Annotated in this window: 17 protein-coding genes and 1 pseudogene; 8 read left to right on the top strand and 10 right to left on the bottom strand. The window is 31.8% G+C overall.

Annotated features, from left to right (window positions below):
- Positions 1 to 21 precede the first annotated feature (21 nt).
- The 4 genes and pseudogenes from NOVO_04835 (at position 22) to NOVO_04815 (ending at position 3,596) form a co-directional block, all read left to right on the top strand.
- Positions 22 to 1,302 carry a LysM domain protein gene (locus tag NOVO_04835; protein AIL65342.1) on the top strand — a complete coding sequence of 427 codons (1,281 nt, stop codon included), beginning with the start codon at positions 22 to 24 and terminating at the stop codon, positions 1,300 to 1,302.
- Positions 1,303 to 1,442: 140 nt separating this feature from the next.
- Positions 1,443 to 2,105: a Chlamydia protein associating with death domains gene (locus NOVO_04830; GenBank protein AIL65341.1), complete on the top strand. Its 663-nt coding sequence runs from the start codon at positions 1,443 to 1,445 to the stop codon at positions 2,103 to 2,105.
- 17 nt (positions 2,106 to 2,122) lie between these two features.
- Positions 2,123 to 3,103, top strand: a pseudogene (locus NOVO_04825) (Beta-lactamase superfamily domain protein; disrupted).
- A 25-nt stretch (positions 3,104 to 3,128) separates the two neighbouring features.
- Positions 3,129 to 3,596, top strand: a complete 468-nt coding sequence (locus NOVO_04815; GenBank protein AIL65340.1) for a putative monovalent cation/H+ antiporter subunit E — start codon at positions 3,129 to 3,131, stop codon at positions 3,594 to 3,596.
- A 36-nt stretch (positions 3,597 to 3,632) separates the two neighbouring features.
- On the opposite strand, the gene NOVO_04810 is transcribed toward NOVO_04815, so the two are convergent.
- Positions 3,633 to 3,926: a hypothetical protein gene (locus NOVO_04810; protein ID AIL65339.1), complete on the bottom strand. Its 294-nt coding sequence runs from the start codon at positions 3,924 to 3,926 to the stop codon at positions 3,633 to 3,635.
- Between the two features lie 151 nt (positions 3,927 to 4,077).
- Here NOVO_04810 and NOVO_04805 point away from each other — a divergent pair, with 151 nt between their 5' ends.
- Together NOVO_04805 and tyrS are read left to right on the top strand one after the other, a co-directional pair.
- A complete protein-coding gene (locus tag NOVO_04805; GenBank protein AIL65338.1) occupies positions 4,078 to 4,317 on the top strand; it encodes an Exodeoxyribonuclease VII small subunit in 240 nt (79 codons plus the stop codon).
- Positions 4,318 to 4,417: 100 nt separating this feature from the next.
- On the top strand, positions 4,418 to 5,674 hold the full coding sequence (gene tyrS, locus NOVO_04800; protein AIL65337.1) for a Tyrosine--tRNA ligase: 1,257 nt from the start codon (positions 4,418 to 4,420) through the stop codon (positions 5,672 to 5,674).
- Between the two features lie 17 nt (positions 5,675 to 5,691).
- Here tyrS and NOVO_04795 read toward each other — a convergent pair whose 3' ends face one another.
- From NOVO_04795 to bdhA, 6 genes are all read right to left on the bottom strand, one after another.
- Complete coding sequence (locus tag NOVO_04795) at positions 5,692 to 7,338, bottom strand: Ankyrin repeat protein (GenBank protein AIL65336.1); 1,647 nt, start codon at positions 7,336 to 7,338, stop codon at positions 5,692 to 5,694.
- A gap of 155 nt (positions 7,339 to 7,493) precedes the next feature.
- Positions 7,494 to 7,802 (bottom strand): hypothetical protein, encoded by a 309-nt coding sequence (locus tag NOVO_04790; GenBank protein ID AIL65335.1) that lies wholly within the window; start codon positions 7,800 to 7,802, stop codon positions 7,494 to 7,496.
- Between the two features lie 152 nt (positions 7,803 to 7,954).
- The gene (locus NOVO_04785) at positions 7,955 to 8,347 is read right to left on the bottom strand and encodes a Transposase (protein ID AIL65334.1); all 393 of its coding nucleotides are present in this window, start codon (positions 8,345 to 8,347) and stop codon (positions 7,955 to 7,957) included.
- 69 nt (positions 8,348 to 8,416) lie between these two features.
- Positions 8,417 to 8,857: a hypothetical protein gene (locus NOVO_04780; protein ID AIL65333.1), complete on the bottom strand. Its 441-nt coding sequence runs from the start codon at positions 8,855 to 8,857 to the stop codon at positions 8,417 to 8,419.
- Between the two features lie 144 nt (positions 8,858 to 9,001).
- Positions 9,002 to 10,165: an S-adenosylmethionine synthase gene (gene metK, locus NOVO_04775; protein AIL65332.1), complete on the bottom strand. Its 1,164-nt coding sequence runs from the start codon at positions 10,163 to 10,165 to the stop codon at positions 9,002 to 9,004.
- A 212-nt stretch (positions 10,166 to 10,377) separates the two neighbouring features.
- Positions 10,378 to 11,160 carry a D-beta-hydroxybutyrate dehydrogenase gene (gene bdhA, locus NOVO_04770; protein ID AIL65331.1) on the bottom strand — a complete coding sequence of 261 codons (783 nt, stop codon included), beginning with the start codon at positions 11,158 to 11,160 and terminating at the stop codon, positions 10,378 to 10,380.
- Positions 11,161 to 11,245: 85 nt separating this feature from the next.
- Here bdhA and NOVO_04765 point away from each other — a divergent pair, with 85 nt between their 5' ends.
- Complete coding sequence (locus NOVO_04765; GenBank protein AIL65330.1) at positions 11,246 to 11,467, top strand: putative membrane protein; 222 nt, start codon at positions 11,246 to 11,248, stop codon at positions 11,465 to 11,467.
- Between the two features lie 137 nt (positions 11,468 to 11,604).
- Here NOVO_04765 and NOVO_04760 read toward each other — a convergent pair whose 3' ends face one another.
- Positions 11,605 to 12,582 (bottom strand): hypothetical protein, encoded by a 978-nt coding sequence (locus tag NOVO_04760; GenBank protein AIL65329.1) that lies wholly within the window; start codon positions 12,580 to 12,582, stop codon positions 11,605 to 11,607.
- Positions 12,579 to 13,274, bottom strand: a complete 696-nt coding sequence (rlmE, locus tag NOVO_04755) for a Ribosomal RNA large subunit methyltransferase E (GenBank protein AIL65328.1) — start codon at positions 13,272 to 13,274, stop codon at positions 12,579 to 12,581. Before rlmE ends, NOVO_04760 begins: the two co-directional genes overlap by 4 nt.
- Positions 13,275 to 13,398: 124 nt before the next feature.
- On the opposite strand from rlmE, the gene ubiD reads away from it, so the two are divergent.
- Positions 13,399 to 14,883 (top strand): 3-octaprenyl-4-hydroxybenzoate carboxy-lyase, encoded by a 1,485-nt coding sequence (gene ubiD, locus NOVO_04750; GenBank protein ID AIL65327.1) that lies wholly within the window; start codon positions 13,399 to 13,401, stop codon positions 14,881 to 14,883.
- A 320-nt stretch (positions 14,884 to 15,203) separates the two neighbouring features.
- Here the strand turns inward: ubiD and pgi are convergent, their stop codons facing one another.
- Positions 15,204 to 16,439: a Glucose-6-phosphate isomerase gene (gene pgi / locus NOVO_04745; protein ID AIL65326.1), complete on the bottom strand. Its 1,236-nt coding sequence runs from the start codon at positions 16,437 to 16,439 to the stop codon at positions 15,204 to 15,206.
- Positions 16,440 to 16,443: the final 4 nt, after the last annotated feature.

The raw sequence follows: 16,443 nt of genomic DNA, 5'->3' as shown, positions 1-16,443 counted from the left end.
ATCTATGATGATGGTTTTGGCGTGCCTACTATTGGCGCTGGTTTTGCTTTAATTAATAAGGTTAAAGAGGGGTGGGAAGCATGGGATAAAAATGATTTAAAAGATCTAGGAATTAATCTCACAAACGAACAGCATAAAATTATTACAGATTATGCAGATGCAAAATCCAATCATAAGAGCACAAAACATTTAAAGCAAGAACTAGATAAGCTCGATTTTTCTATAACTCCTAAAACAGCAGAAAATTTACTCCGTTCTTCTATTGAGGATAAATATAAACATATCAAAACAACTCTTGGTGAAGAACATTGGAATAAGTTAAATCTGGCGCAACAAATTGGCGTTATGGATCATTGTTTTCATAGGGGTAATGTTTTTGCTATCAAACAAGCTTTAATTAATGGAGATTACCAAAAAGCTGCTGATATCATGCGCAAAACTAATCATGATAGCCTAAAAGCTAGAGCAGAGCTCAGAGCTTCATTTGTAGAAGAAGGAAAAATGCAGTTTGATAATATACATCTTGTTAAACCGGGTGAGACTTTAAAAGCTATTGCTGATAGCCATGGTTTATCACTTGAGGCAATAAAAAAACTAAATCCTAAGTTACGTAATCCTGACAAACTTTCCATTGGAGCAAAAATTAACTTAAAAAGTAAAGAAAATGCTGAGGAAGTAACAAAAGCTAATAAAGCTGAGAAAGTATCTATGATTGATATTATGGAAAAATACGCCAATTTAAAAGAAGAAGAAAAAGCAAGGTTGCAGCAAGAATTTAATATTGAAGGAGAAAAATTGCAAGAAGCATTCCTTGCTTCTTTTAAAGAATGGAAGGAAAAGTTATTAGATATACAAGAGAAAGAAACTTCAGCTAAAGTAACTAGCTTACAAGCTGCTGCAGATAGCGAATGTACTGCTCGCGAAAATGTATTAAAAAATACCCCTTGCACGGCTGCAAATGGAGTGTTAACATCTGTACGTTGCTCTACACCTGATTTCTTTGGGAGGCAAGATTGCATTCACCATTATGAATGCACTATAAAAGTTGATTGCGATGATATTTATAATAAATACCAAAATTTACTTTCAGAACATAAAGCCTCACAAAAACTTTTAGCTGCTAAACAAATTTCAGAAAAGTTTGATCAAGAATCTGATTTTCTAGACCATAATACAGAAACTTTGAAAAACGAGTATAATGATAGGTTAGCTGCTATCATAGATGAATTAACTGCAGAAAAATACGCTGAAATCATTGCCGCCAATAGTTATTATAGGGAGAGTTATTTTGAACATGTATAATTAATTTGAAGTAAAATAAAAGGCAAGAAACAATAAAATCCATACTCACAATTAAAACACTATAAATTCTTGACTGCATATATTATATATAATATTAATGTAATAAATAATTAAGAACCTCTGAAGAAAGGGATCAGCTGATGAATAATTTTACCACTAAACTTATAGAACTTTTAAAGCCCTACCATTTATTATCACACCCTTTTTATGAAGCATGGAGCTGTGGTGCTCTAGATATTGAAATACTAAAAAGTTACGCATGTCAATATTTTCAGCATGTAAACGCTTTTCCCAGATATTTAAGTGCTATCCATACTAATTGTAAAGATATTAAAACACGCCAAGTTATTTTGGATAATTTAGTTGATGAAGAAAAAGGCGATGAAAATCACCCAGAATTATGGGCTAGATTTGCAGAAGCTTTGGGGGTAACACGTGAAGAGTTAAATACAGCTGAAGTAAGTCCTGAAACCAATAATTTAGTTAGTACCTTCTTTAAATTAAGTCAGTCTTCTGTAGCTGAAGGAATAGGAGCATTATTCACATATGAATATCAAGTACCTAGTGTAGCAAAATCAAAAATTGAAGGTTTAGCAGAATTTTATGGTATAGCTGAAGAACGGGGTACTAAATTTTTCACAGTACATATGTCTGCTGATGAATGGCATTCGGAAGAATGTGCTAACTTACTTAATCAATTAACCGCTAGTGAGCAAGAAAAAGCCCAGGAAGCTGCTCTAACTGCTGCAAAAGCTCTATGGCAATTTTTAGATGGAATGGAAAAAATCAGAGTTTTACATTAAAACCTAAGAGTAAAAAAATGGTCTATCACAATGGCCCCATATCTGATCATTTTGATGGTAAGAGATTCTTTAATAAAGAAAGAGCCAAAAAGAGCTTACTTCGATTATTACATTGGCGTTTAACTAGAAAACCAGTAAAATGGCCAAGTTTTGTCGAAAACAAGCTCTATCCGGCTCCCCAAGAAAGGGTACTTGATGAAAATTTAGTAGTTACTTTTGTAAACCATGCCACAATCTTAATACAAACACATGGATTAAACATTCTAACTGATCCTGTATGGTCCAAGCGTGTTAGCCCTTTTAAAAACTTAGGTCCTAAAAGAGTTAAAAAGCCTGGTATAGCGTTTGATCAATTACCTCCTATTGACTTAATACTTTTAAGTCATGATCATTATGATCATCTAGATCTCCACACCCTAGAGAAGCTAAATCAAAAATTTGCTCCTACTATATATGCAGGTCTTGGTATAGATAATTTACTGAAAGAATATAAATTATCTGCAAAGGTTATTACCTTAGATTAGTGGGAGTATAATACAATTCCTTTAAAAATAGGCGAAATTCATATACATTTTGTACCGGCTAAACATTGGTCTGGACGTAAACTAATCCGAAAAGTTAATACCACCTTATGGGGAGGTTTCGTTATTGAAACACCTTCATCCAATATCTTTTTTGCTGGCGATACCGCATATGATAGTCATTTTAAATTACTTAAAGATAAATTTAATGAATTTAAGCTAGCTCTACTCCCTATTGGTGCATATCAACCACAGTATTTTATGAAATCAGCACATGTTAACCCCTATGAAGCAGCTCTTGCCCATCTAGATTTAAATGCTCATTATAGTATGGCTATTCACTTTGGCACATTTAATCTTTCCGATGAAGGATATAACCAGCCCGTAGAAGATTTGCATATTGCTCTAAAACAGCTTAATATATCAACTGAAAAATTTAAGATCTTGGATGAAGGGGAAAGTTGGCAGATATTATAAGATTTATTAACCTATAGTTTTAATTATGAGAAAAACATTATTATTCATATCTTTATATCTATGCTGGTATATTTTATCCGGAAGGTATGATTTATTATTTTTACTATTAGGCACTATTTCTATCATTCTTATTTTAGTCCTCATATATAGAATGAAACTATACAGTACGAAGACCATGCCTATTAAATTAAGCTATAAATTGTTTCTGTATGCAATATGGCTGTTTAAAGAAATTATTATCTCATCTTGCTCAGTAGCAAAAATTGTTTGGACAAAACAACCCGAAAAATATATTAGACCGACAACTATATGGTTACCTTTTACTAATCTAAATGATATAAAATCTTCTATTTATGCTCATTCTATAACTTTAACTCCTGGTACAGTTTGTTTAAATATTACTCCGGATAAAATAAAAGTTCATGTATTAAATGAAAAAAACATTCCCCAACTAATTGAAAATAAGATGATGCAAAATATAATAGAACTGTAATATATATTTATAATTATCTTAAAATGAACTTATACTTTAACGTTTCATGAAATTATCAGCATAAGCTTTAGGTTTTACTTTTTTAAGTTGTGGTTCTATTAATGTGTATTGAATATTGTTGTTAGTAGCAAATCTTATAGCTTCTTCTTGATTACCAAAGCACAAGCATATTTCTTGCTGCATATCAGAGCCACTTATCCATCCCATAATTGATTCAACATACCTTATTCCTTTACTTTTATCGTATTCAAACTCTAACACCCAATTTTTAGTATTTTCAGTCCCAGATTGCATGGCAGTTTTAGTAGGTTTATATATCCTAGCTTGCATAATTTACTCCATTAATGATTGCCTAAAATATATTTTACTCTTATATTTTTACAATTACAATATTATATAACTAGGTCAGCTTATAGTTTAAGCATTCATTATATGCAAGTGTTAGACTTATTTTATCAGTATAAATTTAATAGGAGACTATATGTCTAATGATAATACGATTGAGAATCTAAGTTTCGAAGAAGCATTAACGCAGCTAGAAACCATTGTTAAAAAACTTGAAAGCGGTAAAGAAGCCTTAGAAAAATCTTTAGAATATTACGAGTTAGGCAATAAATTAAAGCAACATTGTGAAAAGAAACTCGCAGAAGCACAAATGAGAGTAGATAAAATTGTACAACAACCTGACGGTAAAATTAGTCTACAAGAGACAGAATCATAAAATATACAAAAAGTCTATTCATTGACAAATAAATTAATATGTTTTATAGCTTACAATTACTCTAGCGATGTAAAATTAACAATCATAATAACTATATAACATGACTTTAAACTTATCTCCTCTATTAAAAGCCTTCAAAGAACGAGGTTTTTTCTATCAGTGTACTAATTTAGATAACCTTAATACTCTTACTTTAAATGATAAAATAGTTGCATATTTAGGTTTTGATTGTACAGCTCCTTCTCTACACGTAGGTAGTTTAATGCAAATTATGATTCTAAGATTATTACAATCTTATGGGCATAAACCAGTTATATTGCTTGGAGGAGGAACTACTAAAATTGGCGACCCTTCTTTTAAATCAGAAGAACGTAAGTTACTTGGCAATGAAGAGATTGCTCAAAATATGCAAGGTATTAAAAATGTTTTAGAAAAATTCATTGATTTTGACGATAAGCAAAATGGTGCCATTGTGGTCAATAATGCAGATTGGTTAGATCAGTTAAATTATATGAATTTTTTACGTGATTACGGTCGATATTTTTCTGTGAATCGTATGCTAAGCTTTGACAGTGTAAAGCTACGTCTAGAGCGCGAGCAAAATCTTAGCTTTCTAGAATTTAACTATATGTTATTACAGGCTTATGATTTTGTACAATTAAATAAAACCCATAATTGTAGATTACAAATTGGTGGTAGCGATCAATGGGGCAATATAGTTAATGGTGTAGAACTAGGTAAAAAGCTTGGCCTACCAGAATTATATGGTCTCACTACTCCTTTAGTTACCACAGCTGATGGAAATAAAATGGGCAAAACAGTCAAAGGTGCGATATGGCTAAGTGCAGATTTACTATCTCCTTATGATTATTATCAATTTTGGCGTAATGTAGTTGATGAGGACATAGTACGCTTCTTATACCTATTTACAGAGCTAGACCCAAATACTATAAATCAGCTAGCCCAATTACAGGGCAGTGAAATTAATGAAGCTAAAAAAATTCTTGCTTTTGAAGCCACAAAGCTATGTCATGGTATAGGAAAGGCAGAAATTGCAAGCCAAACTGCAGAGCAGGTATTTATAGATAAACAAACAGCTCATACTTTACCATCTATTGAAATAACATCAGAGCAATTAACCCAAGGTATTCCAGCATTTGAGCTATTTTTATTAGCAAAACTCAGTAATTCTGGAGGAGAAGCTCGTAGGTTAATTAGAGGTAAAGGTGCCAAACTCAATGATCAAGTAATTGAATCTGAGCTATATACGATTACCTCAAAGGACCTACAGAAAGATAATATTATTAAACTTTCTGCAGGTAAGAAAAATCATATCTTAGTTAGAGTTGTTGATTAACCTTAATTGTGGTTATACTATTCTCTAGTAAATATACTTATTTTCTTAGTTTTATTATTAGGTACTTTATCCGGTTTTAAATTATTACTGTGTGCAGGTAAAGATAATTTACCTTTACCTTTATCTGTGGTCTGATCTTGAGAATCTAAGAAATTATTCACCCTCTCTTTCATCTCTATCTCATCAACAAATGAGGAAAATTTATCTTTAGCTTTATTCTTTTTATAAGAAGCGGATAATTTATCCCATATCTTATCTTTATTTGATAACTTGCCCTTATCTCCATTTTTACTCATATCGTAAGAATTGGAGAAGTCATTTGATCTCTCACTTAAATTAGTACTAACAGTACGTTTAGATGATTCACCCTTATCTTGTGAATCAGATAAATCGCTCGAACTCTCATCCATGTTAATACTACTAAAAGTAGTAGACAATTTCCCTTTATCCTTAAATATTTCATTACGTATCTCCTGAAACATTTCCTTCATCTGCTTAACCATTTCCTTATTCATCTCTTGACAATTTTGTGCATTATTCATAGCAGCACTTAAATTTTCAATAATTCTGTCTTTTTCATGTAATGTTTTGATTAATAATGAGTTATATTCCTTAAAACTTTGATTGTGCTTTAATGCATTAGTAAGACTCGTGCTCAACTCTTCTACATTTTTTTGAAGCTTTTCTTCTGCTTGAACAGGTATTATGCCTCCATACTTAGTAGTGGCAGGTTCAACCATAATATATGGTTGCGCACCATGCTTTTGTTCATAAACCCTATTTTGTACCTTCTCTTGCGCATCATCTAAAGGAAATTTACCCTCATTATCTTCTTCATCTAAACTCAGTCCTTTTTCACATAAATGCATTATCATTTCTACTCTATGATTAACATCCTTATGAGTGTTTGCTTCCTTTTCCTCATAAGATAATATCTTCATTTTATCATCGTTTCTTTTTGGAAGGTCTACATAAAATAACGCTGTTTTCCCGGCTTGATCTTTGTGGTGTAAATCAGCACCTTGCTCTAATAAAAAATCTACCATCTTTATATTGCAACTATGTGCAGCTATAAATAAAGGTACTTTACCTACGTTATCAGAACGATTTATATCTAAGCCGTAATTTATTATTAAATTCTGTACCATCTCTATATTACTTGAACCCACCGCCTGAAATAAAATAGTTCTACTCCGGTTATCAACTTGAAAGGGATTTGCCTTATAATTTTTAAATAAATATTCTAATAGTTTTATATTTCCTTTTGAAGCCACTATAAATAAAGGGGTTTCACCAAATTCCTTATTTTTATGGTTAATATCCGCCCCTTTATCCAATAAATGTTGGGCCATTTTTAAATGACCATGTCTAAAAGCTGCAAATATAGGTGTTTCTCCTTTAGCATTCTCCTCATTAACTTTTAACCCCTTTTTAATAAAAAAATTAACCATTGGTATATTATTATTTGAAACTGCATAGAATAAAGGCGTATTACCTTCCTTATCTTTTGCGTTCAGTAAAGGGGCTTTTAATAATACATCTTTCAGCTCTTCCAGAGGAAGGCTATCATCCTTTAGTTTTTCAAAAAAAGTTTTTTTATCCATAAACCAAATATTTTCTTTTTGCTTTTTGGGTGCATATAATTCTAATCTATCTTCTTCCATTATTATACCTCTCTTATTAATTAAGAAATCAATCTATATAAAATAATATATAATATATATTAATTTTTTATAAAATTTTTATAATAAAAATAATTAAATCATTAACTATAAGACTATCAATAAAGACTTTGTTAACAATCCCATAGTATAGTCAATTAAGTTGAGAATGGCATAGAGAAGCCATAATCAATAGCATCGCTAAGGTTATTAAAATTAGTAATGATAGGTTTGATTTTAGCTTTTAAATGAGCCCAATATTTTTCAATTGGGTTGAGATCAGGAGAGTAAAGTGGTAAGAATAAAAGTTTACAGCCTATATCTTCTATTAAATTCCTAGTTCTAGCTGACTTATGGAACGTTGCATTATCAAGTATTACAACTTGACCAAATCTTAGTTCGGGCACCAAACACTGACTAACCCACTCGTTAAAAACTTCTGTATTACATGTGCCCTTGAAACACATTGGCGCAATAATTTTCTTCCCAACCTTACCTGCAATAAAGCTTTCTCAATCATGTTTTTTACCTGAGATATCACCATAAACTTTACTTCCTCTGAGACTGTATCCCCAAGAATAGTACAAATAGCTATCAATTCCACTCTCATCAATATAAACTATATCTTCCGCTTTATAGTTTGCGATAGCTGCCAAAAATAATTGCCGTTTTGCTTCATCCCGTTCACGATAGAGTGTGGTCTTTTTTTTCGTGTGATCCCCAAAGTCTTGAATGCCAAACAGATAGCAGCTGTAGACACATTAAAAACCTTTGCAAAATCAGATAATAGCCAATTGCTGTTTTTAGACACCTCGTTTAATAATTTGATTGGATCAAGCTTCTTCCATGGCTTAGCTGCTCGTGTGGCTGCTAAATTCCCGGATTTCGATCTCGATAACCATCTATAAATTGTTCTTTCACCTATGCCAAAAATTCTTGCAGCTTCTTCTCTGGTATAACCTTTATTAACATAGTGAATTACTTTTTTACGTAAATCTAAGGAATATGCCATTGCTTCTACTGTTTTGGGTTTATGAGCTTTTTAATATATCATATATCATGTCTTTATCAACTTAATTTACTATACTACTTGGGTTATCAATTTTTCTAATGCTAAAGTCAGAGTAGTTTGTTCTGAGACTAGATAATCTTTAAGGGTTTGATTCTGAGGGTCTGGTACAGAATTAAGATGTTCTTCAATTAATTGTAAGAAAAAAGGAGGTTTATTCGGATTATAATTCTCTATAGGATTTTCTATAAACTTTAACATTTTATTTAAATCTTTTTGTAAAGCAGGTGCAGCTTTTACCGCATTTAACATTAATTTAGGAGTAAGTACTGTCCATACGATATTCCATACGGTAGGGGCTTTATTTAGAGAAATTTCAGAAGAAAATTTTACAGATTCTTTATTGAGTCGTTCTGCTAATATCGTGGTAAGTTTTAAAACCTCTCTCTTTTTTTGAATGAATTTTTGCGTTTTAAGGCTAGGGTTTTTTGTTTTATCAGATTTACTGCGCATAATAATCCTACCTACGTATCAACTTTTAATATATAAAATATATTAATATATTTATCTTAAAAAATTATTAAATGCAGTTATTGTTTTAATCAGAAAAATTAAGATATAAACAATTTTTATTAATTATTAATTTATCTTTGCTGTTTATAATAATTGTGCAAATTGTGTTTGTAATGGTGCAGATTTATTAGTTTGTTCCCAAGGAAATTTATGTTCTTCTTGCCCGAAATGACCATAAACTGCAGTTTTTCTATATATAGGATTATAAAGATTGAGAGTTTCTATAATTGCTTTAGGACGTAAATCAAAGTTATTATTAATTAGTTTTACAAGCAAATTATCGGCTATTTTGCCTGTACCGAAGGTTTCTACTTCTATTGATACAGGTTCTGCAACACCAATTGCATATGCTATTTGTATTTCACATTTGTCTGCAAAGCCTGCTGCTACAATATTTTTAGCTATATATCGAGCCGCATAAGCCGCAGAGCGATCAATTTTTGTGGGATCTTTACCAGAGAAACAACCTCCACCATGACGGGCCATACCTCCATATGAGTCAACAATAATTTTCCTTCCTGTTAATCCACAATCCCCTAGAGGGCCTCCTATAATAAATTGTCCTGTGGGATTTACTAAAAACTTTGTATCTTGATTTATAAATTCAATTGGTAACACAGGTTTGATTATTTCTTCAATTATAGCTTCTGTTAGTTCTTTATGTTTAATAGTTGGTTGATGCTGGGTTGAGAAAACTATAGTATTAATAGCATTAGGCTTGTTATTCACATATTGGAAAGTGATTTGTGCTTTAGCATCAGGACGTAACCAGGGTAATACGTTGCTCTTACGCATATAAGACTGTCTTTTCATTAATTTATGTGCATAATAAATTGGGGCAGGCATAAGAGAGGGAGTTTCATTGGTGGCATAACCGAAAACCATCCCTTGATCTCCTGCTCCTATCTCATGGTTAGTATGATGTACCCCTTGAGCAATGTCAGGAGATTGTTTGCCTATAGCTGTAATAACAGCGCAAGAATCTGCATCAAATCCCATGTCAGAACTATTATATCCTATTTCGCGAACTACATCGCGTGCTATTTGATCTATATCTACCCAGCCTTGGGTTGTAATTTCTCCTCCTACTAAGATCATACCAGTTTTAACAAAAGTTTCACAGGCTACTCGGCTGTTTTGATCAATGGTTAATAAAGCATCAAGGACAGCATCAGAAATTTGATCAGCAATTTTATCAGGATGGCCTTCAGATACAGACTCAGAAGTAAAAAATTTAATACTAGACATATTTGCTTCATACCTTTCTTAATATAAGCGAAGTAGTATCTAAGAAAATTATAAAGCAAATACCCAAAATACAAACACAACGCTTTAGTTACATTTATTAATCGCCTGACAAGTTGTTGTTTAAATATAAGCGATTTTTTATCTATATTACATCGAGTAATAATGCTTTAAAACATTAATGTCAATTGCTATAATATTTTTTATTACATACTCTATTGCGCAGTCCATCCACCATCAATAGAAACATGAGTGCCTGTAATAGAGAGACTTGCCTCGCTACATAGAAACAAAACCAATTGCCCAATATCCATATCTTTAACAAAACGTAACGAAGGCTGTTTTTCTGCCAGTAACGCACGAGTTGCTTCTTCAATAGATATGTTATGGCTTATAGCATTATTTTTAATTTGTTGTTCAACAAGTGGAGTTAATACCCAGCCAGGACAAATTGAGTTACAAGTAATATTTAGCTGCGCATTTTCGAGAGCTACTACTTTAGTTAAGCCAATTAGACCGTGTTTTGCAGCAACATAAGCAGCCTTACCAGTTGAGGCTACCAATCCATGTGCAGAAGCAATATTAATTATTCGGCCTGAGTTTTGTTTTTTCATTTGAGGTATTGCATGTTTAATAGTATAGAAACTTGAAGAAAGGTTGATACCAATAATAGCATCCCATTTATTATCGGGAAACTCTTCTATAGGTGCAACATGCTGTATACCAGCATTATTTACTAATATATCTATAGTATTAAAATGTTTTATGGTATCTTTAATCATTTGCTCTATTTCTGAAGGTTTAATCATATCAGCGCCGGAATAAAAGGTATTTACTCCAAATTTATTTTGTAAGGAGTCTTGTATATTTTTTATGGTAGCTTTATCTGTAAATCCATTTAATACTAGATTACATCCGGCTTCAGCAAGAACTGTTGCAATTGCAAGTCCTATACCACTTGTAGAGCCAGTTACTATGGCAGTTTTACCTTTTAACATAATGATATCCCTTATTAAGCTTGTAATAATTAATACTAATGATAATATAGATTTATTAATTAACAGCTAATAATTATTAAAAAATATGCTGCAATATATACCATCAATTGCTTTAGTATTCCTTGGGATCTGGGTAATAATATTTTTTATGGCCTTACCTATAGGTATTAAGATACCAGAGCGCCCTAAGGTAGGCTATGCAGATAGTGCTCCTGAGGATTCCAAATTATGGATAAAAACGATCGTCACAACGTTATTATCAGCTTTATTCACAGGAATTTTTGTATGGTGGCGTTACTTTAAGTGAATGAATAATTCAAATTTTTCTTCTAAAAATTGTTTTTATTATTATGGATTACAATGAGTATAATTATAAACATTATCTTGAAAATTAATAGAATCCTTTAAAATATTATGCATATAAATATCTAATTTGAAAGTTAATTAATAATTAAATTGTTGCTTGATAAGCTTTGCAATTCTACTCGCTTCATCTAAAGTAAATTTATTAGGGTTAGTTCTATCATATAATAAAGTATTAGTGAATATATTAATATAATGATTTTTGGCTAATTGCTCGATAAACCTAGAGTGTTTTTTGCTCATTATGTTATTAGGTGCAAAAACATACACAGGTTTACCTGTATAACATGCTTCTGAACACATAGAAACTGAATCACCTGTCACAATTATTATATCACTTAAAGCTAAAATACCATAATAAGGGTTAGCAGCGTGATCTTTAAAATCATGTAAAAAACATGGAACAGTAAAAGAATTGGTAAGCATTGTACGTAAATGGGAAGGAGTTCTTCTACTAGTGGTAATTAGTAAAGAACCTGATAGCTTATCGGCTATATTATTTATATTAGTTATAAGAGATTTAATATTATTATCAGTAAAAGCACCATGTTTACTATTGCCTCCAATAATGACTGCAATTAATGGACGATTTAAAGCTGCAAAAGTTGGTGCCCATTTTTGTGCATGTTCGGTAAGTAGAGTAGGGCTTACATTATGTATTGCTCCAATTGACTTAATAATATTAGGATGTGCAGGAGGACGATCATGTTCTGGTATAATTAATAAATCAAAATATTGATAGTTTATTTGAGGATCCATAATGTGGATAATAAAGGTTTTTGGGCTTTTGCGTTTGATATAAAGTGAAACTACTGCTGCTCTACGGCCAGATGCTATCACAATATCTGGAAAAGGGTCCGTTAGCGTATCGATAGTTTGGTTAGTTATACCTATTAAAGCATTATATTTTAAAAAATTAGGTAATTTAATCAAATTAGTGTATTGTATATTTTTAACGACATATGGGAAATTAAGAGCTTTCGCTAGACCAAGTGTTTGATTGGTATTGCCTATTCTATCATCAATTAATGTCCAAACTGTAGGTAGGTGACTATTCAAATTCTGAATCCTTGAGCTATAATATAAAATTCTGATGATTCAGCTCGGCTTGCAGGTGGTTTAAAGCGCTTTACAGATTGAAAATGCTTCTGTAACATTTTAATAAATTTTTGTTCTTCTTTACCCGCAAAAAGCTTTGTAACAAAATAGCCACCTTCAATTAAATGTGAATGTGCAAACTCTAATGCGGTTTCACATAAATTAATAATACGTATATGATCAATATCAGGATATCCCGATGCCGGAGCGGCCATATCACTTAATATGACATTAGCCTTTTGATGAAGATGTGTATTTAAAATATTTTGTGTTTCTTGTTTGGTAAAATCTCCTTCGATAGTAATTAAATTTTCAATGGGTTCTAAAGGGATGAGGTCTATAGCAATAACTAAGCCAACAGTTTGTTCTTTTTTGTGGCTTATCACTTTATCTAAAGTAACTTGCGACCAGCCTCCAGGCGCAGCTCCTAGATCTACTACAATATATCCAGGCTTGAGTATTTGAAATTTTTGATCTATTTCAAGCAATTTATAGGCTGCCCTCGATCGATATCCTTCCTGTTTTGATAAAGCCACATAGGGGTCATTTAATTGCCGCTGTAACCAGTGAGTAGATGAAATTCTTCTTCCTTTAGCAGTTTTCACTGCAGTTGTAGAACGCCTTTTATTGATATCTTTGTTTTTATATGACATTATTAAGTTTATTATCTATTTACAAATTATAAAGTTAGTAGTTATTGTATATTTTATTTCCATAAATTTTAAATTATATTATCTATATAATAGAATATTATTTTAGAAAATTACAACTATCATTATGCCATACGAATCATTAAGGGATTTTATCTCATTTTTAGAACAAGAAAAAGATTTAGTGCGTGTTAATACACAAGTATCCACAGTATTAGAAATGACAGAAATTCAAACTAGGTTATTAGCAAGTGGTGGACCCGCAGTATTATTTGAAAATGTTGTGACAGAAAATGGTATTAATAATATTCCAGTCCTAGTCAATTTATTTGGTACAGTTAAACGTGTAGCGGCTGGTATAGATAGCAGTATTGAAAAACTTAAAGAAGTAGGTGAGTTATTAGCTTTTCTTAGACAACCTGAACCGCCAGGCGGGTGGCAGGAATTAGTAAATGTACTACCTATCTTGAAAAAAGTTTTAGCTAGCAGGCCTAAGAATGTAAATAACGCTCCTTGTCAAGAGAAAGTATTACTAGGAGATGAGATAGATCTATCATTATTACCTATTCAGACTTGTTGGCCTAATGAACCTGCTCCTTTGATTACTTGGCCGCTTGTTGTAACTAAAGATTCTCCTGGGCATCAGGAAGAAAAGTATAATTTAGGCATATATCGTATGCAAGTGATAGGCAAGAATAAAACTATTATGCGCTGGCTAAAGCATAGAGGGGGTGCAGCTCATAGTAGATCTTGGGCAAAACAACATAAGAAAATGCCAGCAGCAGTAGTAATTGGTGCAGATCCAGCAACTATTATTGCAGCTGTCACCCCTATTCCAGATAATGTATCTGAGTATCAATTTGCTGGGCTACTTAGAGGAAAAAGGCTAAAGTTAGTAGATTGTAAGACGGTGCCTATTAAAGTGCCAGCTAATGCTGAAATAATATTGGAAGGGTATATAGATTTAGAAACTTATCATGATGAAGGCCCTTATGGCGATCATACTGGTTATTATAATGATGTAGAACAATTTCCAGAATTCAATATTACAGCTATTACTATGCGCAAGTCTCCGATTTATCTTAGTACTTTTACAGGGCGTCCACCAGATGAGCCATCAATCCTTGGAGAAGTATTAAATGAAGTTTTTATACCGCTGATTAAACAACAATTTTCAGAGATAGTAGATTTTTGGTTACCTCCAGAAGGATGTTCCTATCGTATTGCAGTAGTCTCAATTAAGAAAGAGTATCCTGGGCAGGCGCGTCGTGTAATGATGGGAGTGTGGGGATTTTTAAGACAATTCATGTATACTAAATGGATTATTGTCGTAGATGCAGATATTAATTGCAGAGACTGGAAAGATGTAATGTGGGCAGTTGCAACAAAAGTAGATCCAGTTAGAGATTTAAGCATTATAGATAACACTCCTATTGATTATTTAGATTTTGCTTCTGAAGAGGCATGGTTAGGTAGTAAAATAGGTATTGATGCTACTGACAAAATCTATCCAGAAACTAAGCGTAATTGGGGTAAAAAAATAAAAATGGATATAGATGTTATTGAGAAAGTGACAGCGAAATGGAAAGAATATGGTTTCCACGGAGCTTAATTTACTGATTTCTAAATTCACTCAAATTTATACGTAATAAAAAGAGAATGCTGATAAAGGGCAATTATGTATATTAGAACTTTTGTAATCAGACCTTTTTTAAGAATTTGGTTGTCAAAATTTATCTGCGTTCCTCAAATATATTTATAGTAAAAACATTTGAATTTGCGTACGGTGTCGATCAATGTTCACCTAACAAAAAGTAGGTTTTGCTCATTATTCCTATCTGTTAAGGAAGCTGAAAAAACTATATATTTTCCTAAAAATTTCTGATTGGAACAGTTCCCTGATAACGTGATATAATACAAATTCATCCTTATTTACAACAATTTAAGCACTGTAGTTTTTATCTTTTCCACACTTGGTTGGTTAAAGGGATCAACTTCCATTAAATGACCTAAAATTATAATTTCAAGTATAGAGTGCATAACTAACATACCTAAATTTTCTTCATTTAACTGTTCTAAAATAATTTTGCGCACGGGTTGAGTCTCTTCCAAAGAAGTTGCACTAGCTATAAATTGAGCATAATTAATTTGGGCAAGAGATTTATTTGTTAAATTATATGATGTGAGTATTGGTATATCTCCAATTATAATATCTCCTTTTGGAGTGCTATTTTTAGCATATATAAAGCTATAAACTTTATCAGTTGGCCCGTCTAAATATAGTTGAAACATACTATGCTGAGCCATAGGGCCTAGATTTTTTAAAGGAGTAAAACCCCGACCATTCTTTCCAAGCGATTCTGAAACAATTTGATTATACCAATTAAGATAATCAGAAAATATTTTTAGGTAACCTATGTTAATTAATAGGGGTTTATTAAATAATAATAGTGATATTGCAGCTTTTACAGGTAAACTATTCTCTCTCTCTTGCCAAAGAGAATTAATAACTGAATTAGCTCCATTAATAAAGGCTTTGATATCATAGCCAGCAATCAACCCAGGAAGTATACCAACATTCGTAAAGGTTGAAAATCTACCTCCTATATTTTCGTCATGATCTAGGATGATGGCTCCTATTTTAGTAGCAATGTTTCTAAGAGGATTATCTCCATTACCTGTAATAATACAAAAATTATTACTATATTTAGTAATTTGTTGCTTTTGAAAATCATGTAAAATTGCCCCAATGAGTGATAAAACTTCTATAGTATTTCCAGATTTGCTAATAACCAAAAAACACGTATCACGTAAATTAATATTTTCCATTACCTGGGTATAATACAATTGATCAGTAGTATCTAGATATTTTATACTGATATTATTCCTTGTATACCCTAAAGAAGTAGTCATTTTAGGATTTAGACTCGAAGCTCCCATTCCTACTATTATTATTTGTTTAAAATTATTAATAATCTTTTGAGCAATTTTTGTTAAATAATCGTATTCTTCTATTCTTATTGGATGTAATACGCTATAATTAAGACTATTTGTTGAAGTTTTAAAATATTCAGCTACAATATCTCTAGCCTTCTCTTGCCATATGTTTACTTGCTGAACATCAGAAGGATAGAGTTTTAAATAATTATCCTGATATGTATATGGCATGGTA

The sequence above is a fragment of the Rickettsiales bacterium Ac37b genome, assembly GCA_000746585.2.
In the GTDB taxonomy this organism is placed as follows: Bacteria; Pseudomonadota; Alphaproteobacteria; order Rickettsiales; family Arcanibacteraceae; genus Ac37b.
The sequence above is the reverse complement of the archived record's forward strand: the minus strand, read 5'-3'. Positions and strand labels throughout refer to the sequence as shown.

Excerpts from the sequence above, each read along its gene's own strand:
- NOVO_04830 (AIL65341.1), top strand. The coding sequence starts at position 1,443 with ATGAATAATTTTACCACTAAACTTATAGAACTTTTAAAGCCCTACCAT.
- NOVO_04815 (AIL65340.1), top strand. The coding sequence starts at position 3,129 with ATGAGAAAAACATTATTATTCATATCTTTATATCTATGCTGGTATATT.
- NOVO_04810 (AIL65339.1), bottom strand. The coding sequence starts at position 3,926 with ATGCAAGCTAGGATATATAAACCTACTAAAACTGCCATGCAATCTGGG.
- NOVO_04805 (AIL65338.1), top strand. The coding sequence starts at position 4,078 with ATGTCTAATGATAATACGATTGAGAATCTAAGTTTCGAAGAAGCATTA.
- tyrS (AIL65337.1), top strand. The coding sequence starts at position 4,418 with ATGACTTTAAACTTATCTCCTCTATTAAAAGCCTTCAAAGAACGAGGT.
- NOVO_04795 (AIL65336.1), bottom strand. The coding sequence starts at position 7,338 with ATGGAAGAAGATAGATTAGAATTATATGCACCCAAAAAGCAAAAAGAA.
- NOVO_04790 (AIL65335.1), bottom strand. The coding sequence starts at position 7,802 with ATGTGTTTCAAGGGCACATGTAATACAGAAGTTTTTAACGAGTGGGTT.
- NOVO_04785 (AIL65334.1), bottom strand. The coding sequence starts at position 8,347 with ATGGCATATTCCTTAGATTTACGTAAAAAAGTAATTCACTATGTTAAT.
- NOVO_04780 (AIL65333.1), bottom strand. The coding sequence starts at position 8,857 with ATGCGCAGTAAATCTGATAAAACAAAAAACCCTAGCCTTAAAACGCAA.
- metK (AIL65332.1), bottom strand. The coding sequence starts at position 10,165 with ATGTCTAGTATTAAATTTTTTACTTCTGAGTCTGTATCTGAAGGCCAT.
- bdhA (AIL65331.1), bottom strand. The coding sequence starts at position 11,160 with ATGTTAAAAGGTAAAACTGCCATAGTAACTGGCTCTACAAGTGGTATA.
- NOVO_04765 (AIL65330.1), top strand. The coding sequence starts at position 11,246 with ATGCTGCAATATATACCATCAATTGCTTTAGTATTCCTTGGGATCTGG.
- rlmE (AIL65328.1), bottom strand. The coding sequence starts at position 13,274 with ATGTCATATAAAAACAAAGATATCAATAAAAGGCGTTCTACAACTGCA.
- ubiD (AIL65327.1), top strand. The coding sequence starts at position 13,399 with ATGCCATACGAATCATTAAGGGATTTTATCTCATTTTTAGAACAAGAA.
- pgi (AIL65326.1), bottom strand. The coding sequence starts at position 16,439 with ATGCCATATACATATCAGGATAATTATTTAAAACTCTATCCTTCTGAT.